The sequence below is a fragment of the Arthrobacter sp. GCM10027362 genome (assembly GCF_042679445.1).
In the GTDB taxonomy this organism is placed as follows: domain Bacteria; phylum Actinomycetota; class Actinomycetes; order Actinomycetales; family Micrococcaceae; genus Crystallibacter.
Window position 1 is genome coordinate 11,780 of the sequence record NZ_JBHTML010000023.1, and the last position, 20,785, is coordinate 32,564.

21 protein-coding genes and 1 pseudogene are annotated in these 20,785 nt (G+C 69.7%); 4 read left to right on the top strand and 18 right to left on the bottom strand.

The features are described 5' to 3' along the window. The first annotated feature begins 63 nt into the window (after positions 1–63). Positions 64–1,266, top strand: coding sequence for an MFS transporter (locus tag ACFQ36_RS06055; protein ID WP_377011639.1), 1,203 nt, complete (start codon positions 64–66; stop codon positions 1,264–1,266). 65 nt (positions 1,267–1,331) lie between these two features. Here the strand turns inward: ACFQ36_RS06055 and ACFQ36_RS06060 are convergent, their stop codons facing one another. The 5 genes from ACFQ36_RS06060 to infC form a co-directional block, all read right to left on the bottom strand. Then, positions 1,332–2,315 carry a cation diffusion facilitator family transporter gene (locus ACFQ36_RS06060; protein ID WP_377011641.1) on the bottom strand — a complete coding sequence of 328 codons (984 nt, stop codon included), beginning with the start codon at positions 2,313–2,315 and terminating at the stop codon, positions 1,332–1,334. Between the two features lie 111 nt (positions 2,316–2,426). Further along, entirely contained in the window at positions 2,427–3,386 is a 960-nt protein-coding gene (locus ACFQ36_RS06065; protein ID WP_377011643.1) for a TrmH family RNA methyltransferase, read from the bottom strand. A gap of 24 nt (positions 3,387–3,410) precedes the next feature. Further along, on the bottom strand, positions 3,411–4,043 hold the full coding sequence (gene rplT, locus ACFQ36_RS06070) for a 50S ribosomal protein L20 (RefSeq protein ID WP_377011645.1): 633 nt from the start codon (positions 4,041–4,043) through the stop codon (positions 3,411–3,413). 105 nt (positions 4,044–4,148) lie between these two features. Further along, on the bottom strand, positions 4,149–4,343 hold the full coding sequence (gene rpmI / locus ACFQ36_RS06075) for a 50S ribosomal protein L35 (RefSeq protein ID WP_377011647.1): 195 nt from the start codon (positions 4,341–4,343) through the stop codon (positions 4,149–4,151). 147 nt (positions 4,344–4,490) lie between these two features. Continuing rightward, on the bottom strand, positions 4,491–5,447 hold the full coding sequence (gene infC / locus ACFQ36_RS06080) for a translation initiation factor IF-3 (RefSeq protein ID WP_377011648.1): 957 nt from the start codon (positions 5,445–5,447) through the stop codon (positions 4,491–4,493). A gap of 348 nt (positions 5,448–5,795) precedes the next feature. Here infC and ACFQ36_RS06085 point away from each other — a divergent pair, with 348 nt between their 5' ends. After that, positions 5,796–6,227 (top strand): DUF1844 domain-containing protein, encoded by a 432-nt coding sequence (locus tag ACFQ36_RS06085; RefSeq protein WP_377011650.1) that lies wholly within the window; start codon positions 5,796–5,798, stop codon positions 6,225–6,227. A gap of 114 nt (positions 6,228–6,341) precedes the next feature. On the opposite strand, the gene ACFQ36_RS06090 is transcribed toward ACFQ36_RS06085, so the two are convergent. The 7 genes from ACFQ36_RS06090 to ACFQ36_RS06120 all read right to left on the bottom strand — a co-directional run bounded on the left by ACFQ36_RS06090 (position 6,342) and on the right by ACFQ36_RS06120 (position 11,220). Continuing rightward, complete coding sequence (locus ACFQ36_RS06090; protein WP_377011652.1) at positions 6,342–7,190, bottom strand: SseB family protein; 849 nt, start codon at positions 7,188–7,190, stop codon at positions 6,342–6,344. An 11-nt stretch (positions 7,191–7,201) separates the two neighbouring features. After that, positions 7,202–7,957 carry a bifunctional 1-(5-phosphoribosyl)-5-((5-phosphoribosylamino)methylideneamino)imidazole-4-carboxamide isomerase/phosphoribosylanthranilate isomerase PriA gene (gene priA, locus ACFQ36_RS06095; protein WP_377011675.1) on the bottom strand — a complete coding sequence of 252 codons (756 nt, stop codon included), beginning with the start codon at positions 7,955–7,957 and terminating at the stop codon, positions 7,202–7,204. A 106-nt stretch (positions 7,958–8,063) separates the two neighbouring features. Next, positions 8,064–8,225, bottom strand: a complete 162-nt coding sequence (locus tag ACFQ36_RS06100) for a hypothetical protein (protein WP_377011654.1) — start codon at positions 8,223–8,225, stop codon at positions 8,064–8,066. A gap of 6 nt (positions 8,226–8,231) precedes the next feature. Then, a complete protein-coding gene (hisH, locus tag ACFQ36_RS06105; protein ID WP_377011656.1) occupies positions 8,232–8,873 on the bottom strand; it encodes an imidazole glycerol phosphate synthase subunit HisH in 642 nt (213 codons plus the stop codon). Then, complete coding sequence (gene hisB, locus ACFQ36_RS06110; protein ID WP_377011658.1) at positions 8,870–9,487, bottom strand: imidazoleglycerol-phosphate dehydratase HisB; 618 nt, start codon at positions 9,485–9,487, stop codon at positions 8,870–8,872. The genes hisH and hisB overlap by 4 nt, the downstream gene beginning before the upstream one ends. An 84-nt stretch (positions 9,488–9,571) precedes the next feature. Next, positions 9,572–10,666, bottom strand: a complete 1,095-nt coding sequence (locus tag ACFQ36_RS06115) for a histidinol-phosphate transaminase (protein ID WP_377011660.1) — start codon at positions 10,664–10,666, stop codon at positions 9,572–9,574. A 164-nt stretch (positions 10,667–10,830) separates the two neighbouring features. After that, a complete protein-coding gene (locus ACFQ36_RS06120; protein WP_377011662.1) occupies positions 10,831–11,220 on the bottom strand; it encodes a LysM peptidoglycan-binding domain-containing protein in 390 nt (129 codons plus the stop codon). A gap of 254 nt (positions 11,221–11,474) precedes the next feature. On the opposite strand from ACFQ36_RS06120, the gene lexA reads away from it, so the two are divergent. After that, positions 11,475–12,254 (top strand): transcriptional repressor LexA, encoded by a 780-nt coding sequence (gene lexA, locus ACFQ36_RS06125; protein ID WP_377011664.1) that lies wholly within the window; start codon positions 11,475–11,477, stop codon positions 12,252–12,254. Between the two features lie 17 nt (positions 12,255–12,271). On the opposite strand, the gene ACFQ36_RS06130 is transcribed toward lexA, so the two are convergent. Both ACFQ36_RS06130 and hflX read right to left on the bottom strand, forming a co-directional pair. After that, positions 12,272–14,326, bottom strand: coding sequence for an ATP-dependent DNA helicase (locus tag ACFQ36_RS06130; RefSeq protein WP_377011665.1), 2,055 nt, complete (start codon positions 14,324–14,326; stop codon positions 12,272–12,274). Next, the gene (gene hflX / locus ACFQ36_RS06135; RefSeq protein ID WP_377011667.1) at positions 14,319–15,881 is read right to left on the bottom strand and encodes a GTPase HflX; all 1,563 of its coding nucleotides are present in this window, start codon (positions 15,879–15,881) and stop codon (positions 14,319–14,321) included. Before hflX ends, ACFQ36_RS06130 begins: the two co-directional genes overlap by 8 nt. Positions 15,882–16,008: 127 nt before the next feature. On the opposite strand from hflX, the gene ACFQ36_RS06140 reads away from it, so the two are divergent. Next, entirely contained in the window at positions 16,009–16,617 is a 609-nt protein-coding gene (locus tag ACFQ36_RS06140; RefSeq protein ID WP_377011669.1) for a class I SAM-dependent methyltransferase, read from the top strand. A 12-nt stretch (positions 16,618–16,629) separates the two neighbouring features. Here ACFQ36_RS06140 and dapF read toward each other — a convergent pair whose 3' ends face one another. The 4 genes and pseudogenes from dapF to ACFQ36_RS06160 all read right to left on the bottom strand — a co-directional run. After that, the gene (gene dapF, locus ACFQ36_RS06145) at positions 16,630–17,538 is read right to left on the bottom strand and encodes a diaminopimelate epimerase (RefSeq protein ID WP_377011677.1); all 909 of its coding nucleotides are present in this window, start codon (positions 17,536–17,538) and stop codon (positions 16,630–16,632) included. 209 nt (positions 17,539–17,747) lie between these two features. Then, positions 17,748–18,680, bottom strand: a complete 933-nt coding sequence (gene miaA / locus ACFQ36_RS06150) for a tRNA (adenosine(37)-N6)-dimethylallyltransferase MiaA (RefSeq protein WP_377011671.1) — start codon at positions 18,678–18,680, stop codon at positions 17,748–17,750. A 17-nt stretch (positions 18,681–18,697) separates the two neighbouring features. Next, positions 18,698–20,224 carry a tRNA (N6-isopentenyl adenosine(37)-C2)-methylthiotransferase MiaB gene (gene miaB / locus ACFQ36_RS06155; protein WP_377011673.1) on the bottom strand — a complete coding sequence of 509 codons (1,527 nt, stop codon included), beginning with the start codon at positions 20,222–20,224 and terminating at the stop codon, positions 18,698–18,700. A 131-nt stretch (positions 20,225–20,355) separates the two neighbouring features. Then, a pseudogene (locus ACFQ36_RS06160) lies at positions 20,356–20,785 on the bottom strand (hypothetical protein); the annotation flags it as partial.

Below are 20,785 nucleotides of genomic sequence, written 5' to 3' on the forward strand. Positions count from 1 at the left end.
TCGAGTCTACGGGGCCAAACACGGCGGCCGGAGTATGGCGGCGGCTGCCCTAGAGTGGAACATATGGCTTCACCGCGCACCGCCGCTCCGGCGACCACGGCCACCATCCCGGCCGGACCCGCAATCTTCGCACTGGCTATCGGCGGGTTTGCGATCGGCACCACCGAATTCGCCATCATGGGCCTGCTGCAGAATGTCGCGGCCGGCCTGAGCATCAGCATTCCAGCCGCCGGCCAGCTGATCTCCGCCTACGCGCTCGGCGTCGTCGTCGGGGCCCCCGTGCTCGCGGCCCTGGCCGCCCGGCTGCCGCGCAAATACGTGGCGGTGGTGCTGATGGCCCTGTTCACGCTGGCCAATTTCTCCTCCGTGCTGGCCCCGGACTTCGGCACCATGCTGGTGACCCGCTTCCTCTCCGGGCTGCCGCACGGGGCCTACTTCGGCGTTGCCGCGGTCATCGCCGCCTCCCTGGTGGCGCCCACCCGCAGGGCCCAGTCCGTGGCCATGGTGATGCTCGGGCTCTCGGTGGCCAATGTGCTGGGTGTGCCCGCGGTGACGTGGCTGGGCCAGAACTACGGCTGGCGGCTGATGTTCCTCGCGGTTGCGCTCCTCGGTGCCGTGACGGTCGTCCTGGTGATGCGGTTCGTGCCGTTCCAGCCGGTCCACGAGGGGGCCGGCATCCGGCGCGAACTCGGTTCGCTCAAACGGGGGCAGGTCTGGCTGGCCCTGTTGACCGGCGTCGTCGGATTCGGCGGATTCTTCGCCGTCTATGCCTACATCAGCCCCACCATGACGTCGGTGACCGGGCTGCCGGAGTCCGCCCTGCCACTGATTGTGGGCCTGTACGGCCTGGGCATGGTGCCGGGCAGCATCCTCGGCGGAAAGCTGGCGGACCGGTCCGTCATGGGCAGCATCCACCTGGTCATGGCGGCGATTGTGCTGGTCCAGCTGCTGTTCTGGGCGTCGGCACCGGTGCCGTGGCTGGCGGTGCCGCTGGTCTTCCTGCTCGGCGCCGCCGGCTCCAGCCTGGTCCCGGCCCTCCAGACCCGACTGATGGACGTTTCCCCGCATGCCCAGACCCTGGCCGCGTCGCTGAACCACTCGGCGCTGAACTGCGCCAACGCCCTCGGCGCGGCGCTGGGCGGCCTGGTGATTGCATGGGGACTGGGCTACCGGGCCCCGGCCCTGGTCGGTGCCGCGCTGGCGCTGGTGGGGCTGGGCGTGGCCGCCCTCAGCAGCTGGCTGGAGCGGCACCGGGCGGGAAGCTAGCGGCCCCGGGAAACCGTCCCGGACATCAGCCCGGCGGGCGGCCGGCGCCGCTCCGGAGCGCCGGTTCAGGCCGGCGTGGAGCCTTCCCCCGTGGAGCCTTCCCGGACGGAGCCGGCGGTTCCCCCGGCTGCCGTGCCGGCGCGCAGGATGTCCGGCTCCAGGTAGATGACCCGGGCGATCGGCACGGCGGCACGGATGCGCTCTTCCGCGGCGTCGATCAGCCGGGCGATATCCTGGCCGGAATCCCCCTGGGCCACCGAGATCTTTGCCGCCACGAGCAGTTCCTCCGGGCCCAGGTGCATGGTCTTCAGGTGGATGACCCGGGTGAAGCCGTCGCCGGCGATGGCCTGTTCGATCCGGCGCACATGCTCCCGGGTGGCGGACTCACCCAGGAGCAGGGATTTGGTCTCCACGGCGAGGATGACGGCAATCACCACCAGCAGCACGCCGATCATGGCCGTGCCGACGGCATCCCAGAGGCCGTTGCCGGTCAGCAGGGTCAGGCCGACGCCGAAGAGGGCAAAGATCAGGCCGAGCAGCGCCCCGATGTCCTCGAGCAGGATCACCGGCAGCTCCGGGGATTTCGCCGTGCGCACGAAGTCCACCCAGCCGCGCTGGCCGCGCAGGTGCTTGGACTCGTGGACGGCGGTGCGCAGCGAGAAGGACTCGGCGATGATGGCCCCGACGAGCACTGCCAGCGGCACCCACCACCACACGCCCTCGATCGGGTGCGGATCATGCCATTTCTCGTACGCCTCGTAGAGGGCGAACAGGCCGCCCACGCTGAACAGCACAATCGAGACGATGAACGCGTAGATGTAGCGGTCCCGGCCGTAGCCGAAGGGATGCTCCGGGCTGGCCTGGCGCGCGGCGCGTTTGCCGCCGACCAGCAGCAGCACCTGGTTGCCGGAGTCCGCTACGGAGTGGATGGCCTCGGCCAGCATCGACGAGGACCTGGTCAGCAGGAAGGCCACGAATTTCAGTAATGCGATGGTCAGGTTCGCGGCCAGCGCCGCAACGATCGCTTTGGTCCCGCCGCTGGCAGCCACGGATCCTCCTCTGAGTCGGTTTCCGACGACGGCCGGCGCCTCCGGCCGCCGGAAACCATTATCTACCGTTTCCCGGCGGCATTACCCCCGGCGGCATTACCCCTGGCGGCATTACCCCTGGCGGCGCTGCGCCCGGGCGGAGGCATAGAGGCAGACGGTGGCTGCCGTAGATACGTTCAGGCTTTCCGCCTGGCCGTAGATAGGCACCGCCACCCGGTGGTCCGCGGCCGCCAATTCCTGGTTGGACAGGCCCTGGGCCTCATTGCCAAACAGCCACGCGGTGGGCGCTTCCAGCGCCGGCAGGCCGCTGCCGACACCGCCGTCGGCGCGCTCATCGGCGCACTCGTCAGCGCGGTCACGGTCACCGGCGGCTGCCCCCAGGCGGCGCAGCGCACTCTGGTCCTGGAGCACATCCAGGTCCACGCTGCCGTACCCGTCGGCCGCCAGCAGCGTGATGCCCTGGCCGCGCAGGGCGGCCAACAGGCCCTCCAGGTCCTGGCCGGTGACCACCGGCAGATGGAACAGGGAACCGGCGGTGGAGCGCACGGCCTTGGGGTTGTAAATGTCCACGCTGGAACTGGTCAGCACCAGCGCGTCCGCGCCGGCCGAATCCGCAGCGCGCAGCACGGTGCCGGCATTGCCCGGGTCCTGCACCCGCACCAGCACCGCCAGCAGGCGCGGCCCGGCCGCCAGCACCTCGGCCAGCGGGCGGTCCAGGAAGTGGCAGACGGCCACGATCCCCTGCGGGCTGACCGTGTCCGCCATTGCCGCCAGCACCTCGTCGGTGGCCAGGCGCAGCGGCACTCCAACTGCCTGCCCAACCAATTCCGCCAGCTCGGGCAGCCGGTCCAGGCAGGCTTCGGTGGCGTAAACCTCGTCCACCACGGGGGAACCGCCGCCGGCCGTGCGGTTCCGGTGGGCGGCGAGGGCCTCCCGGACTGCCTGCGGCCCCTCGGCCAGGAACCGGCGCCGCTTTAAGCGCACCGGGCGCCCGGCAAGCCTGGCCACCTCCTTCACCCGATCGGCTCGGGGATTGGACATGACCGCCTGCGGACGCCCGGCAATGCTCATTATGCGGTTATCCGGTTTGAGCGGTTATTCGGCGATCTTCTGGCGTGCCTCGCCGCCGGCCGGCTCGAAACCGGCAGCCTTGGCGGACTCGACGGTGTCGAACCAGTACTCGGCCACGGTCTGCTCGTACCAGGTCGAGCCCGGGACGTGGTACTTCTTGGACTGGTTGCCCTTGATGGCGAAGCCCTCGGGGGCATCTTCGCCGTTGACTGCGCGCACGGCACCGGCCGGGGCAGGGGCGGCGGACGCAGTGGCGGCCGGAGCAGCCTTCGGAGCGGCAGCAGCCGCGGCGGAGGTGTCGGCCGGCAGGGCGTTCCTGGCGATCTGCACCAGCGCGGTGAAGGCGGTGGCGTCGGAGACGGCCAACTCGGCCAGCATGCGGCGGTCAACCTGGACCTCGGCGGCCTTCAGGCCCTGGATCAGGCGGTTGTAGGTCATGCCGTTGGCGCGGGACGCAGCGTTGATGCGCTGGATCCACAGGCGGCGGAAATCACCCTTGCGCTTGCGGCGGTCGCCGTAGCTGTACACAAACGAGTGCAGCAGCTGTTCCTTGGCCTTGCGGTACAGGCGGGAACGCTGTCCGCGGTATCCGGACGCGCGCTCCAGGACAACCCGGCGCTTCTTATGGGCATTGACCGCCCGCTTCACACGTGCCACGTGCGTACTCCTTCAAATTTTTCTCTCCCAGGCCGTCTTGGATGCCTGGGCAGTTCTGGTGGAAAAGGTTCCCGGCGGCAGCCGCCGCGGGACCAAGGGCCCGGACTAGAGGCCGAGCATCCGCTTGATCGTGCGGGCGTCGGCCGGGGCAACGATCCTGTCGCCGGCCAGGCGGCGGGTCAGCGTGCTCGGCTTGTGCTCCAGATAGTGGCGGCGGTTGGCCTGCTGGCGCTTGAGCTTGCCGCTGCCGGTGAGCTTGAAGCGCTTCTTGGCGCCACTGTGGGTCTTCTGCTTCGGCATGGCTGCCGTTCTCCTTACGTCTTCCTCCGGCCCGGAGGCCATCGGCTCATGCGGCATCCCGAGATGGGATACCGGCGGTTTACATGACTGCCGGACTGCCCGGGCGGCCAGAGGCCGCCGGCAGTACCAGATCAACGTGGTCCGGGGTCAGCTCTTGGAGCTGCCCCGACCCGCGGGCTTGGGCGCTGCCGGTCGGGCAGCAGGCTTGGGGATGGCCGTCGGCTTCGGAACCGAGGGCTTGATGTCCCCGGGCTTGGGAACGGCAGGCTTGGCTTCTCCGGGCTTCGGTGCCACGGGGCTGGGCGCAGAAGCCCGTGCTGCAGGCTTCGGAGCCGGCGCAGCCGGTGCGGGAGCCGGCGCGGAAGCAGCCGGCGCAGAGGCGGCAGCCGGCGCAGCCGGTGCGGGAGCCGGCGCTTCGGCCTCCGGCGCTTCGACGGGCAGGGTCAACCCGGCAGGCAGCAGGTCGGCCAGGCTCTGGGTCATCGGTGCCTGTTCCGAGGTCACATCCACGCGCTCGCGCGGAGCGCGCTGGCCCGAGGCCTTGGTGCCGTCGGCATGGCCTGCAGCCTTGGCCTCGTTGGCAGCCTTGGCCTCGGCCTTCTGTGCCGCGCGTCGTGCTTCCGCCTTGGCCTCGGCCTTGTTCTTGAGCGGACCGATCACCATGACCATGTTGCGGCCGTCGATCCGCGGACTGGATTCAACCACGCCCACCTCGGCGACGTCTTCGGCAAAGCGCTGGAGCAGCCGGATGCCCATCTCCGGGCGCTGCTGTTCGCGGCCGCGGAACTGGATCATGGCCTTGACCTTGTCCCCTGCGCCGAGGAACCGCAGGGCGTGGCCGCGCTTGGTCTCGTAGTCGTGGGTGTCGATCTTCAGACGGAACCGGATCTCCTTGAGCACCGTGTTCGTCTGGTTCTTGCGCGCCTCACGGGCCTTGACAGCAGCTTCGTACTTGTACTTGCCAAAATCCATGAGCTTGCACACCGGAGGCTTCGCCTGCGGTGCAACCTCAACAAGATCCAGATCTGACTCGGCAGCCAGCCGGAGGGCGTCCTCGATGCGGACAATCCCGACCTGCTCACCCGCCGGTCCTACCAACCGCACCTCGGGGACGCGGATCCGATCATTGATTCGTGGCTCGCTAATGTGTCGCTCCTGTGTTCTTGGTAACTGGCACCGCCGGCAAAAGAAGAAGGCCCCCAATTGCAAGCGCAATCGAAGGCCCCGCCACGGCACAGCCACCCGGGCTCCGGATGGCGCTGAAGCAGCGCAGGAAGCCCAAAGGTCCTGTGCAGCAGTCTGCCGACGCGACCCGGCAGCTCTGGATATCCATGCCGACAGGTGGGAGAGGTCTCCGCTTGCATATTGATCCCCGTGATGCCGCCCCTGCAGGATGGACCGGCAAGGCAGGCAAATACCGGGTTTCAATCGGTCTGTGACAAGCTTACCAGTATGAGCACGCCAGAAAACAATCCGTCCAGCAATCCCTCCAGCCGGTCCGGGCACCGCCACAGCTTCGAACCGGCAGCTCCCTCGAGCGAGGCCGAGCAGGAAGTCCACGAGCAGATGCGCGACATCGCCGAGGTCCCCGCCGTCGAGGTCATCACCACCGCTGCCGTCCATCTGATGAGCGCGGCCGCGGTCAAGTGCGGCCTGGCCGCCGGCGAGGATGCGGAGGATCTGAAGGACCTGGACGAGGCTCGCAAGCTGATCACCGCGCTGGCCGGTTTCGTCACGGCGGCGGCCCCGGAAATCGGCAGCCAGCACGCCGGGCCGTTGCGCGACGGCCTGCGCTCGCTGCAGCTGGCCTTCCGCGAGGCCTCGCCGTTCCCGGATGCCCCGGGCAAAGGCCCGGGCGAAAAGTTCACCGGTCCGGTGAACTGACCCGCCCTCCCCGCAAAGCCAACCTCCGGCGCCGGCACGAAACGCCGGCGCCGGATCTTTTAACGGGCCGGACGCGCCGGCGGCGGTCCGTCATCTGCCCGGCAGCTCTTCGGCTTAGCGGGTGAACCTCACTTCCAGCGAGTCCACCCGCTCGGCAAATTCCTGGTCCGTGCCCAGCAACTGCTGGATCCGCCGGGCGATGGCCTGCAGGTCCGCCGGTTCCAGTCCGTCCCTGACCTGCAGCACCAGCGCCAGTTCGGGCCCGGGTCCACCCCCGGCCACGATCCTGCCGTCCCCGGTCCGGCTCGCCACCCCGCTGCCCGGCTCCAGGTGTGCCCGCAGCACGTCGGGCTCCCCGGCCACGGCGGCGCCGACGGTGCCGGGAAGGGACTCGTCCTGGTAGGAAGGTGTCCAGTCCTGTTGCTTGGCCAGGGCCCAGACGGCCGGGCGGCGGACTACGAAGGTCAGCTCCGCCCCCGGGTCCAGCACCAGCAGTTCGGACTTTTCGGCCACCGCGGACAGCGCGGCCCGCGGTGCGTAGACGGCCACCGGCCTGGCCTCCGGATGCCAGGCGGTAAGCGCCGCCGTCGTCGTGAAGACCGGCATGGCTCGCCTGCCGTCCGGCGCCTGCAGGGTCACCAGCGCCATATCGGCCTGCTTGTCGGCGGCCACGCCGTGGGCACCTGCCGCTTCCTCCCCGAGCCGGGCAATGACGGGAACAAAGACCCGCGCGCTGGACAGTGCGGCCACCACGGCAGCCTCGGTCCCGGTGCCGGCCCGCAGGGCCTCCCGCGCGGCCACCACACCGGCGTCCGCCGCCCCGTCGTCCCGGTCGAAGTTGTGCAGGGGGTTGCCGGGGCCGCTCAGGTCCCGCCCCTCCCAGGAGACCCCGGCCGAATCCGCCGTACCGCCGGCTCCGGCCAGGGCGGCAGCGATATGGCCGGGCAATTCGCGCTTTTCCACTGCGCGTGCTCCTAGCGCCGCCCGGCGACGTCCAGCGCCTGCGGCAGGGTGAACTTGCCCGCGTACAGCGCTTTGCCCACGATGGCGCCCTCGACGCCGTGCGGGACCAGGCTGCGCAGCGCGGCCAGGTCGTCGAGGCTGGAGATGCCTCCGGAGGCGACTACCGGCTTGGCAGTGCGCGAGGCCACTTCCTTGAGCAGTCCGAGGTTCGGGCCCTGCAGCGTGCCGTCCTTGGTGACGTCGGTGACGACATAGCGGGCACAGCCGGCATCCTCGAGGCGGGCGAGCACCTCCCAGAGGTCGCCGCCTTCCTTGGTCCAGCCGCGCGCCGCCAACGTGGTGCCGCGGACATCGAGGCCGACGGCGATGGCGTCCCCGTACTTGGCGATGGCACGGGCTGTCCACTCGGGGTTCTCCAGCGCGGCGGTGCCCAGGTTCACACGCGCCGCGCCCAGCTCCAAGGCTCGGTCCAGGGAGGCGTCATCGCGGATGCCCCCGGAGAGCTCGACCTTGATCGTCAGCTCGGTCACCACGCGCTGGAGCAGGTCGCTGTTCGAGCCCCGGCCGAAGGCGGCGTCCAGGTCCACCAGGTGCACCCATTCGGCGCCATCGTTCTGCCAGGCCATGGCGGCCTCGAGCGGATCGCCGTAGCTGGTCTCGCTGCCGGCCTCGCCCTGGACCAGGCGCACCGCCTGGCCGTCTGCCACGTCCACGGCCGGCAGCAGTTCCAGGATTTCGGCCGTATTCGTTGTCACGTTCGTTGTCATGTTCATCCGCTTTCTCACGGAGCTCGAAGAAGCTCACAGAAGGTTGTCGTTGAGGGCGCCCGGTCCTGCCGGGCCGGCAGTGCGAGGCCCGGGCTGCCCGGCGGGATTACCTGACCGGGCCCAGGGTCAGCAGGTAGGCCGCGAGCAGGGACATCGCCGCCAGCACCCAGAAGGCGATGACCAGCGCCTTGGGCAGTTTCTGGCTGCGGAAGGAGATGGCGCCGCCGGCCAGCAGGCCGGCCAGGCCCATCAGAAGTACGCTCCACACGCGCGGCTACCGCAGGGTTCCGAGCCAGTTGCGCAGCAACCCGGCACCGGCGTCGCCGGATTTCTCCGGATGGAACTGGGTGGCGCTGAGCGGTCCGTTTTCGACGGCGGCGATGAACGGCGCACCGTGTTCGGACCAGGTTACCAGCGGCGGCTTCATGGCCGGCTGCGTGACCTCGAAGTTCCAGTGCTGCACGCCGTAGGAATGGACGAAGTAGAACCGTTCGTCCCCGATCCCGTCAAAGAGCCGGGTGCCCTCCGGAGCCTTGACGGTGTTCCAGCCCATGTGCGGGACCACGTCCGCCGGCAGCAGTTCCACCGTGCCCGGCCACTCGCCAATGCCCGCGGTGCGCACCCCGTGTTCCACACCCTGCTCGAACATCACCTGCAGGCCCACGCAAATGCCCAGCACAGGGCGCCCGCCGGCTACGCGGCGGCCGATCCAGCGCACGGCATCCACTGCCTTGAGCCCCTCCATGACGGTGGCGAAGGCACCGACGCCCGGCACCACCAGCCCGTCGGCGTTGAGCACGTCCTCGCTGGCGTGGCTGAGGGTGACCTCCGCGCCGACGTGTTCCAGCGCACGGACCGCCGAGCGGACGTTCCCGGACCCGTAGTCCAGGACGGTGACCTTGGGCCTGCGGTTCACAGCGCGCCCTTGGTTGACGGAATGCCCTCAACCCGCGGATCCGGCTCGACGGCCGCGCGCAGGGCGCGGGCGAAGGCCTTGAACTGGGCCTCGACAATATGGTGCGGATCCCGCCCGCCCAGCACCCGCATGTGCAGGCAGATCTGCGCGTGCAGGGTGATGGCTTCGAAAACGTGCCGGGTCAGCGAGCCGGTGAAGTGCCCGCCGATCAGGTGGTACTCCTGCCCCGCGGGCTCGCCGCCGTGGACCAGGTAGGGCCGGCCGGAAATATCGACGACGGCGTGGGCGAGGGCCTCGTCCAGCGGCACCGTGGCTTCGCCGAAGCGGCGGATGCCCGCCTTGCTGCCCAGCGCGGACCTGAGCACCTCGCCGAAGGTGATGGCCACATCCTCGACCGTGTGGTGGACGTCAATGTGCGTATCCCCCGTGGCCTTGACCGTCAGGTCGATCAGCGAGTGCTTGGCCAGCGCGGTGAGCATGTGGTCGTAGAACGGAACGCTGGTGCTGATCTCGGAGCGCCCCGTGCCGTCGAGGTTCACCTCAACCAGTACCGACGATTCGCTGGTCGTGCGCTCCAGGCGCGCGGTCCGTCCGATGGCTGTTTCCACGGTCATTGAAATCCTTTGAAGAAATGGCAAGCCGGCCATGGCGGAACCGGCCACTGTTACCAGTTTAGAAGACGCCGCAGAGGCGCAGGTTCAGACCAGTTCCCGGATCCGGTCCAGGAAGGCCGTGGTCTCGGCCTCGGTGCCTGCGGTAACGCGCAGGTGCCCGGGGATGCCGACGTCGCGGATAAGCACGCCGGCCTCCAGCAGCCCCTGCCAGACCGCATGCGGATCCTTCAGTCCGCCGAAGAAGACGAAGTTGGAATCCGACGGCGCCGGAGTCAGGCCGAGGGCGGTAAGTTCGTCGACGATGCGGTCCCGCTGGCCCTTGATGTCCTCCACATTGGCCAGCAGCGTGTCCGCGTGCTCAAGGGCGGCCAGGGCTGTAGCCTGGGTAACCGCCGACAGGTGGTACGGCAGGCGGACCAGCCGCAGCGCGTCGGCGATTTCCGGGGCGGCGGCGAGGTAGCCGAGGCGTGCGCCGGCCAGGGCGAAGGCCTTGCTCATGGTGCGCGAGACGATCAGGCGTTCGCGACCCGGCAGCAGCGACAGCGCGCTCGGGGTACCGGCATGGGCAAATTCTGCGTACGCCTCGTCGACGACGACGATGGCATTCCGGGCCGCCCCCGCCTCGTACACGGCTTCGACTACGTCCAGGCCCAGTGCCGTGCCGGTGGGGTTGTTCGGGGAGCAGAGGAAGACGATGTTGGCCTTGCTGGCTGCCACCGCCCCGGCAGCTGCCTCGGCCGTCAGGGTAAAGTCGGCGCTCCGTTGGCCCGCCACGTACTCGGTATCGGTGCCGCTGGCCAGCAGCGGATACATCGAATAGGTGGGCGGAAAGCTCAGGAGCCGGCGCCCCGGACCGCCGAACGCCTGCAGGATCTGCTGCAGCACTTCGTTGGAGCCATTGGCTGCCCAGATCTCGGCCGGAGTCAGGCCGTGGCCAAGATAGCGGGCCAGCGCCTCCCGCAGCTCCGTAAACTCCCGGTCCGGGTAGCGGTTGAGTCCGGCGACTGCCTCCTCCACCGATGCCACGATGGCTGCACGTACCTTCTCCGGCAGCGGATGGGTGTTCTCGTTGACGTTCAGGAGAATGGGGACATGCAACTGGGGTGCGCCATAAGGCATCAGTCCCCGCAGATTGTCCCGCAGCGGCAGTCGGTTCAGGCGTTCAAGCTGGTCACTCACCACGCCAGTTTAAGCTCCCGGCTCCGCCGGGCTGGAATCTGCCGGCTGCAGGCGGCGGTATTGCCGCTGATATTACGGATGGGCTGATATTACGGAGGGGCTGATCTTACGGATGGGTGGTGCGTTACGCCTGGATCCTGCGGGCGCGGGCAGGGCGGGCCGCTTCAGCGGGACGAGGGAACAAACACCTGCTGTCCGGCGTGGACGATGGTGCCCTCGAGGTTGTTCAGCTGCACGATTTCGGCAATCACCTCCTGCGGGTGCCGCTGCGGAGCCACGCTGGTGGAGATGTCCCACAGGGTTTGCCCTGCCCCGACGGTGACCCGGACCGTTTCCGGCGCCGACAGCGCCCCCGAGGCCTTGGCCGGCGAGGAGAAGGCCCCGGCCAGCAGCAGCATCAGCCCGGCGCCGAGCATCAGCGGCAGGCCGGCCAGGACCAGCCGGCCCCGCCGGGTGAGCCGGATCGTGGAGCGCACCGGTTTCACCGGTGCCGGTTGCGCGGCCAACTGCGCAGTGAAGTGCGCAGTAAAGTGCGCGCCAAGCTGTGCGGACATGTGCCTGCCTTCCCTTTTTTCGAACGCATAGATGCCCCACGGCCTGTAGAAGGACAAATGTTCGAAACTGTATTCGAATGAACAGGTTCCTTTTCTAGCACTCAGCGACGAACCTTGTCGAGGTTAAGTCGAACAAATGTTTGAAATGAGCCCCGCGGCCGACTAGCGTTAATCGCAGGAGGGGTGCTGGATCGTGAAGCCAGTGGATCAGCCGCTCCTGACAAAATTCCCGACACGAAGGACCGGGCGCGGCGATGACCGAGAAGAGCACCAGGAACACCGGCGGAAGCCAGGGGCGCGGCCGCGGCGCGGCGTCGTCGGGCGCCAAGACCGTCAAAACGCCCTCCAAGGGCCTGACCCCGCGCCAGAAGAAGATCCTGGAAACCATCCAGCGCTCGGTCAATGACCACGGCTACCCCCCATCCATGCGGGAGATCGGCGACACAGTCGGCCTGGCCAGCCTCTCCAGTGTCACCCATCAGCTGTCCCAGCTGGAAAAGCTCGGCTACATCCGCCGCGACCCCAAGCGCCCCCGGGCCATGGAGGTGCTTACCCACCTGACGCTGGAGGCGGGCCCGGTGGAGATCCCCGGGGTCCGGGAACCGGAGCGGCTGCGCAGCGCCAGCGGTGCGGCCGTGGCCGAGCTGGCCAGCTCCTCCGACACCGCCATGGTTCCGCTCGTGGGCCGGATTGCCGCCGGCGGGCCGATCCTGGCCGACCAGGTGGTGGAGGACGTGATGGCCCTGCCGCGCCAACTGGTCGGCCACGGCGAACTGTTCATGCTTAAGATCTCCGGTGATTCGATGGTTGACGCGGCCATCTGCGACGGCGACTGGGTGGTGGTCCGCCAGCAGTCCACCGCCGTCAACGGGGATATCGTCGCCGCCCTGCTCGACGACGAGGCGACCGTGAAGACCTTCCGCCAGCGGGACGGCCACACCTGGCTGCTGCCGCAGAATACCCAGTACGAGCCCATCCTCGGGGACCACGCCGTCATCATGGGCAAAGTGGTCTCCGTGCTGCGCTCGCTCTGAACGACTCGCGCCGGCAGCTACTGACTCCGGGCACCGGCCGCGGCCGCCAGCCGCTCAAGGATCTGCAGGGCGGTGGCGCGGTCCCGGGTAGCCCAGAACGGCGGCAGCGCGCTGCGCAGGAAACCGCCGTAGCGGGCATTGGCCAGCCGCGAATCCAGCACCGCCACCATCCCGCGGTCCCCCGCCGCACGGATCAGCCGCCCGGCGCCCTGCGCCAGCCGGACCGCCGCATGCGTGGCGGAGACCGTCATGAAGCCGTTGCCCCCGGCCTGGGCAACGGCGCGGGTCCGGGCGGTCATCAGTGGATCATCCGGGCGCGGGAACGGGATGCGGTCGATCACGACCAGGCGGCAGGCCTCGCCGGGAACATCCACACCCTGCCACAACGTCATGGTGCCGAACAGGCAGGTAGCCGGCTCGGCGGCGAACTGGCGCACCAGTACGGCCATCGAGGACTCGCCCTGGCAGAGGATCTCCAGCGGCAGCCGGCGGCGCATTTCCGCCGCCGCGTCCTCGGCCGCCCGGCGTGAGGAGAACAGGCCCAGGGCCCCTCCCCCGGAGGCCTTCAGCAAGGCCTCCAGCTCATCGAACTGTTCGGCGCTGGTTCCCCGTTCCGGCTTGGGCAGGTGCGCGGCCACGTACAGCACGCCCTGCCGGGGATAGTCGAACGGGCTGCCCACGTCCGCGCTGCTCCACGCCGGCGCGCCCTCGCCGAGCAGGCCCAGCGAGCCGGCCACGTCGTCGAACGCGCTGCCGACGGCCAGCGTGGCGGAGGTCAGCACCACCGTATGCCCGTCGAAGAGGCCCTCGCGCAGCCGGGCGGCCACCGACAGCGGCGCCACGTTCAGCGTCGCCGGAGCCGCCTCGTCCGCCGGCGTGTAGTCCCCCGGCGCCGCGAAGCTGTTGGTCCGCGTGGTCCACACGACCTCGCGGGTCTCCCCGGCGGCAAGCAGCCGCTCGCACAGCTCCAGCACCGCCACCAGCCGGGACCGGGCTATCTGCCGCCCGCCGTCGGCCGAGGCACTGCCGTCGGGCTTGGAATCGGACAGCGCCGTCCGGCAGGCCTCACGCAGCTGGGCCAGGGCCAGTTCCAACGCCTCGGCCAGCCCGGCAGAGACCAGGCCCGTGGGCACGTCCTCGAGGGCCGCCTCGAGATTCCGGGCCGCGGCATTCAGCGCCTCGACACTGATTCCGGTGTGCTTGCGGGCCGCGGAGGCCGCGGTCCGGGCCATCGCGGCCGACAGCTGCCCGCTGACTGCGCCGGTGACGCGGTCCTGCAACTCGTGGGCCTCGTCGATGACCGCCACATCGTAGTCCGGCAGCACCGCCAGTCCCTCGAAGGCATTGATCGCCAGCAGGGCGTGGTTGGTGACCACGACGTCCGCCTCGGCGGCGTGCGCCCGGGCCAGTTCGCTGAAGCATTCCTGGGCCATCGGGCACTTCTGCGCGCCCAGGCAGTCCATCGAGGTAACCGAGACCTGCCGCCAGGCCCGGTCGCTGACGCCGGGCACCAGTTCGTCCCGGTCCCCGGTGGCAGTTTCCTCGGCCCATTCGCGCAGCCGGAGCACCTCGCGACCCAGGGCCGACGCCGCGCCCGCCCCGGCGCGGCCGCCGGCCGGTGCCGGATGCGGGACGGCCTCCTCACCCAGGCTGAACAGCGCCTGCGGCTCGTCGTCCTCCGGGAAACCGCCGTCCAGCTTGTGCAGGCAGAGATAGTTGCTGCGGCCCTTGAGCAGCGCAACGTCCACCGGCCGCGGCAGCTCGGGTCCGATCGCCTGCAGCAGCCGCGGCAGGTCCCGGTTGACGATCTGGGACTGCAGGGCCAGGGTGGCGGTGGCGACGACGGCGGGCTTGTCGCTGCCGAGGGCATGCTCGATGAGCGGGACCAGGTAGGCCAGGGACTTGCCGGTGCCCGTGCCGGCCTGCACCAGCAGGTGCCGGCCCTCGTCAATGGCCTCGGCCACGCGGGCGGCCATCTCGTGCTGGCCGGGCCGGTTCTGCCCGCCCATGGCCGAGACGGCCAGGTCCAGCAGCCGCAGCGGCTCCGCGCCCGGGGACTTCGCCTCACCCATGGACGATGAAGGGTTCCAGCTCGGCGGCCAGCCCTTCGCGGACCATGACCGCCAGCCGGGTGCCGTTCTCCAGATGCTCCATCGAGAGGATCTCCGCATCCGGCTCGTGCAGCCGGCTCACCACGTCTCCGCGGTTGTAGGGCACCAGCAGGTCCAGCCGGACCCTGGGCCGCGGAATGCCGTCGCTGATGGCCGCCAGCAGCTGTTCGATGCCCTGCCCGGTCCGGGCCGAGACCACCACATGGTGCTTCTCGCGCAGGCGCAGCCGCTCGACCGTGAAGGGGTCCGCCACGTCGGCCTTGTTCAGCACGATGATCTCCGGGATCTTGCGCGCATCCACCTCGGCCAGTACCTGCCGCACGGCAGCGATCTGCCCCTCCGGATCCGGATGCGAGGCATCCACCACGTGCAGGATCAGGTCCGCGTCGGCGGCCTCCTCCAAGGTGGAGCGGAACGCCTCGACCAGCTGCGTGGGCAGCGACCGGACAAAACCGACAGTGTCCGTGAGCGTGTAGCCCAGCCCGTCCGCCGTGGTCGCGTGCCGGACCGTGGGATCCAGGGTGGCAAAGAGCGCGTTCTCGACCAGGACGCCGGCATTGGTCAGCCGGTTCAGCAGCGAGGACTTGCCGGCGTTGGTGTAGCCGACGATCGCCACCGACGGCACGGCGTTGCGCTTGCGGTTGGCCCGCTTGGTTTCCCGGGCCGGCTGCATGGCCTTGATCTCGCGGCGCAGCTTGGCCATCCGGGTGCGGATCCGCCGGCGGTCCAGTTCGATCTTGGTCTCGCCGGGGCCGCGGGAGCCGATGCCGCCGCCGGCCACGCCCACCCGGCCGCCTGCCTGCCGGGACATGGATTCGCCCCAGCCGCGCAGCCGTGGCAGCAGGTACTCGAGCTGGGCCAGCTCCACCTGCGCCTTGCCTTCGCGGCTCTTGGCGTGCTGGGCGAAGATGTCCAGGATCAGCGCCGTACGGTCGATCACCTTGACCTTGACGATGTCCTCGAGACCGCGGCGCTGGGAGGGGGCAAGCTCGCTGTCCACGATTACGGTGTCCGCGCCCGTTGCCGTGACAATATCGCGCAGCTCCTGCGCCTTGCCGGAACCGAGGAAGGTGCCCGGGTCCGGCTTCAGGCGGCGCTGCACGACGCCGTCGAGCACCTCGGAGCCGGCCGTTTCGGCCAGCGCCGCCAGTTCGCGCAGGGAGTTGTCCGCGTCCTCGGCGGTTCCCTCGCTCCACACCCCGGCGAGCACCACCCGTTCCAGCCGCAACTGGCGGTACTCGACCTCGGTGACGTCCTCGAGCTCGGTGGACAGCCCCGCCACGCGCCGCAGCGCGCGCCGCTCCTCGAGGTCCTGCTGGTCGCCGTCGAACTCCGAATGTTCGGCGTCAAGTGCCGAAATGGCCTGGGCCCGGCCGCCGATGCCGGGCGCAGGCCCGGATCCCGTCTTGGTGCGGGCGGCCTGGTCCTTCGACAGGATCCGGTCAATGACGGCCTGGATTTCCTCCTGGCTCATTTCCGGTTCCTGGGCCGGCTGGCCTTTGCTGTTCGTCGTCATGCTCTCCTTTGAGAAGTCTGTCAATCCATCGTAGTCCTCCGCGGGGCTTCCGTCTGCTGCCGACCGCAGCCAGGCTTAGGTCCGCCTAGATACCCTTTCGGCCGCCCGCGCATTACTGTGGCGGATTATGGCCTCCGATCACTACTTCAGCACCCGGCCGGGCACACCCGAGGCGCGCAGGCCGCTCACGGCTGTCCTCGACGGCGCAACCCGCCACCTGACCACCTCCGGCGGCATCTTCAGCCCCGACGGCATCGACAAAGGTACTGCCGTCCTGCTGGCCGAGGTTCCGCCGCCCCCGCCGACCGGCCAGCTCCTGGACATCGGCTGCGGCTGGGGTCCGCTGGCCCTGACCATGGCCCTGAAGTCCCCGGGCGCGACGGTCACCGCAGTGGACGTCAACGAACGCGCCATTGCCCTGACCAACGAGAATGCCCGGGCCCTCGGCCTGGCCAATGTGCACGCCTGCCTGCCGGAGGAAGTGGACCCGCAGCTGCGCTTCAACACCATCTGGTCCAATCCGCCGATCCGGATCGGCAAGAACGAACTGCACTCGCTGCTGCTGCTCTGGCTGCCGCGGCTGGCTTCGGGGGGCACCGCCTGGCTGGTGGTGCAGAAGAACCTCGGCGCCGATTCGCTCCAGCGCTGGCTCGCGGCCGAACTGCCCGCCGACTTCCAGGTAAGCCGGGACAGTACGTCCAAGGCCTTCCGCGTGCTGCGGATCCGCCGCCGCTAGAGATCGGGGCGCTTAGGCGATGCTTCCGCGGGCGACCAGCACCGCCGGGCCGCTCAGTTCCACATGCTCCGGTCCATCGGCGCGGGGCAGGAACCTCACGCGCACGACGCCGCCGGGGACCTTGACCTGCCAGTCGTCCGGGGCGCCGGCCCCGGCCCAGTAGCGGATCGCCGCCGCGGCGGCGCAGGCCCCGGTGCCGCAGGACTGGGTTTCGCCCACGCCCCGCTCATGCACCCGCATGGTGATGCTGCCGGCCCCGTCCACCACCAGCGGGTCCGCCGGGACGACGAACTCGACGTTGGTGCCGTGCTCGGGTAGCGGCTGGACCTGCGGCGCCTCGTACAGCTTGGTCGCGGCCAGCTCGGCCAGCTCCGCCAGCGCCACCACCGTGTGGGGATTGCCCATGCTGATGCTCAAGGCCGGGCGCGGCACCTCCAGTCCGTCGGCCTGCACTACCGAGTCCATGGACTTGGCGGCCGCATGGTCGGGGAAGATGAAGGTCCACGGCCCCATGTCCACCGCATAGCCGTTGGCGGAGCGGGACACCACCTTGACTCCCGCCCGGGTGCCGATGGTCAGCGACTGGCCCTCGGCCAGCTGCACCAGGCCCTGGTCGATCAGGAAGTGCACGAAGACCCGCACGCCGTTGCCGCACATTTCGGATACCGAGCCGTCGCCGTTGCGGTAGTCCATGAACCATTCGGCCGCCGGCTCGGAGGCCAGCAGCGCGCGGCCTTCCGGCAACCGGTCGGAGCGGATGGCACGGATCAGTCCGTCCGCGCCGATTCCCCGGTGGCGGTCGCACAAGGCGGCCACGGCGGCCGGGGCGATCTCGCGGGCGCCGTCCGGATCGGACACCAGGATGAAGTCGTTGCCCGTACCGTGGCCCTTGGCGAAGGGCAGGCCGGCCAGCGCGGACATATCCGCGGGCAGGTTGGCCGCGTCGGTGGAAATAGTCAAGCTCACCCTTCCAGCTTAGCGTTCAGCACCTACCCCATCCCTCGCAGGCTCGGGTGGGGACCCCGGCCGCTTCACTTTTCGCTGCCTTCCCCGCACGCTTGGCGCACGGGGACCCCCGGCAGCCCTCTGGCCGAGGGCCGCATCGCGAGCGTGCGAGCAATGGGAGGCGGCTAAGCGTTGGCAATATGCTCCAGCACCTTCGGGACCAGCTGCGGATCCTGCCAGCCGAACCAGCCGATGCGCGGGTCGGCCCGGAACCAGGTCAGCTGCCGGCGGGCGAACTTGCGGGTGGCGGCGATGGTGTCGGCCACCGCCTCCGCCACGCCCCACTGCCCGTCCAGCACCTTCAGGAACTGGGCATAGCCCAGGGCGCGGGACGCGGTCCGGCCGGCGCGCAGCCCGCGGGCGTCCAGGACCCGCACCTCCTCGAGCAGCCCGGCCGCGGCCATCCGGTGCACGCGCACGGCAAGCCGCTCCTTCAGCGCCTCGCGGTCCACCGCCAGCCCGACCTGCACGGCCGGCTGGAAATAGCGGCGCTCGGGCATGAACGAGCTGAAGGGCCGGCCGGTGAGCTCGTTGACCTCCAGTGCCCGGACGATCCGCCGTGCATCGCCGAGGCGTTCCGCGGAGACCGGGTCGACGCTGCGCAGCCGTTCGCGCAGCGCCTGAATCCCTCCGGCCTCCAGCTCGCGTTCGAGGCGCTGCCGGAGCCTCGGATCGGTGCCGGGGAACTCGATAACGTCCAGTGCGGCCCGCACATACAGGCCGGATCCGCCGGCCAGGATGGCGCGCCGGCCGCGGGCATGGATCTCCGCCACCGCGGCACGGGCCTGCGCCTGGAAATCCGACACGCTGGCTTCCTCACGCACGTCCAGAATGTCCAGCAGGTGGTGCGGTACGCCGCGGCGCTCCTCGAGCGTCATCTTCGCCGTGCCGATATCCATGCCACGGTAGAACTGCATCGAATCCGCGTTGATAACTTCGCCGTCCAGCCGCTCGGCAAGGGCGACGGCGAGGTCGGATTTGCCCGAGCCGGTGGGTCCGACGACGGCGATCACCGGCGGGACGCCGGCTGTCCCGGCTGGTGCGGCAGCTGCGCCCACTGTCGGCAGGCCGCCGCTTAGCTGGACCGGAGCGGCAGCACGGGCATGCCCAGCGAAACGGCCTTCGCGCCCCTGCCGGGCCCCGGCGCCGGAACCGCGCAGGAATCGGCCTGGGACCGGTCCCAGGCGTCCCCGGCCCGGGAGCGGCGCACCGAGTACTCCGCCGGGCCGGCCGGATCTGCTATCAGGTGGAACGGCGCGGCCTCGGTGATGGTCACGGTGACCAAGTCTCCCGGCCGCGGCACCTCGGCGCCGGCGGGCACGGAGAAGTGCACCAGCCGCTGGTCCCGGGCCCGGCCGGAGAGCCGGTGCGTCTCGCTGGCCTTGCGTCCCTGCGCGGCTGTGGCCATCACCTCCACCTGGGTACCTACCTGCTTGGCATTCTCCTCGGCGGCGATGCGGTCCTGCAGTGCGATCAGGCGCTCGTAGCGTTCCTGCACCACGGCCTTGGGCAGCTGGTCCGGCAGCCCGGCGGCGGGCGTGCCGGGCCGCTTGGAGTACTGGAAGGTAAAGGCGCTGGCAAAGCGGGCCTGCTCGACGACGTCGAGCGTGGCCTGGAAATCCTCTTCGCTCTCACCGGGGAAGCCGACGATGATGTCAGTGGAGATGGCCGCGTGCGGGATCCGCTCCCTGACCTTCTCCAGGATGCCCAGGAACTTCCTGGACCGGTAGGACCGGCGCATGTCCTTGAGCACCTTGTCCGAACCGGACTGCAGCGGCATGTGCAGCTGCGGCATGACGTTGGGCGTCTCGGCCATCGCCTCGATCACGTCGTCGGTAAAGGCCGCCGGGTGGGGGCTGGTGAAACGCACGCGCTCGAGGCCCTCGATCTGCCCGCAGGCGCGCAGCAGCTTGGCGAAGGCCCCGCGGTCGCCGAACTCGACGCCGTAGGAGTTCACGTTCTGGCCCAGCAGCGTCACCTCGATGGCCCCGTCGTCCACCAGCGCCTGGATCTCGGCCAGGATCTCCCCCGGACGGCGGTCGCGTTCCTTGCCGCGCAGCGACGGGACGATGCAGAAGGTGCAGGTGTTGTTGCAGCCGACCGAGATCGATACCCAGCCGGAGTATACCGCGTCCCGCTTGGTCGGCAGCGTCGAGGGGAAGACGTCCAGGGACTCGAGGATTTCCAGCTGGGCCTCATTGTTGTGCCGCGCCCGCTCCAGCAGGGCCGGCAGCGAACCGACGTTGTGGGTGCCAAAGACCACGTCCACCCACGGCGCCTTCTGCAGGATGGCCTCCCGGTCCTTCTGCGCCAGGCAGCCGCCGACGGCGATCTGCATGCCCGGGTTGCGCTCCTTGATCGGTGCCAGCTGGCCGAGGTTGCCGTAGAGCTTGTTGTCCGCGTTCTCGCGGACCGCACAGGTGTTGAAGACAACAACGTCGGCCTGCCCGCCTTCGGCCCTGACCAGCCCGGCTTCCTCCAGCAGTCCGGCCAGGCGCTCGGAGTCGTGGACGTTCATCTGGCACCCGAAAGTGCGCACCTGGTAGGTGCGGACAGGTGCGTCACTGGTGCTGGAACCGGGGGCGGGGATGGTCAAGCTCACCTGTTAAGGGTAAGACCTGCATGCCGGACAGCCGTAATCCGGTCCGAGGTCCCCCACACCGGGCCGCGGCGGACCCGGCGGGCCGGCCCGGCCGTGGCAGCAGGCGCCCCTGCTCTTTGGCACCGGTTGTTTTAGTACCAGTTGTTGGCGTAATGGAACTGCAGGGCGTTGCAGGGCGAACCGTAGCGGCCGTCGATATAGTCCAGCCCCCAGTCGATCTGGGTCTCGTAATTGGTCCGCCAGTCGGCACCCGCCGAGGCCATCTTTTCGCCGGGCAGGGACTGAACGATGCCATACGCCCCGCTGCTGGGGTTCGTGGCAGTAGTGGTCCAGTTCGATTCCCGGACCCAGAGCTTGTCCAGGCAGGTCATCTCCGAGGCAGCCCAGCCGAAGCTACGCAACTGCCCGGCCGCGTAGGCCTTGGCCCCGGCCGGATCGTTAACGGGCTTGTTCGCCGCGGCGGCCTTCGCCTGGGCGGTCTTCCTCGCGGCTGCCGCCTGTGCCGCCTTCTGCGCGGCGGCGGCCTTGGCCTGTGCCGCCTTCTGCGCGGCGTCCAGCGCC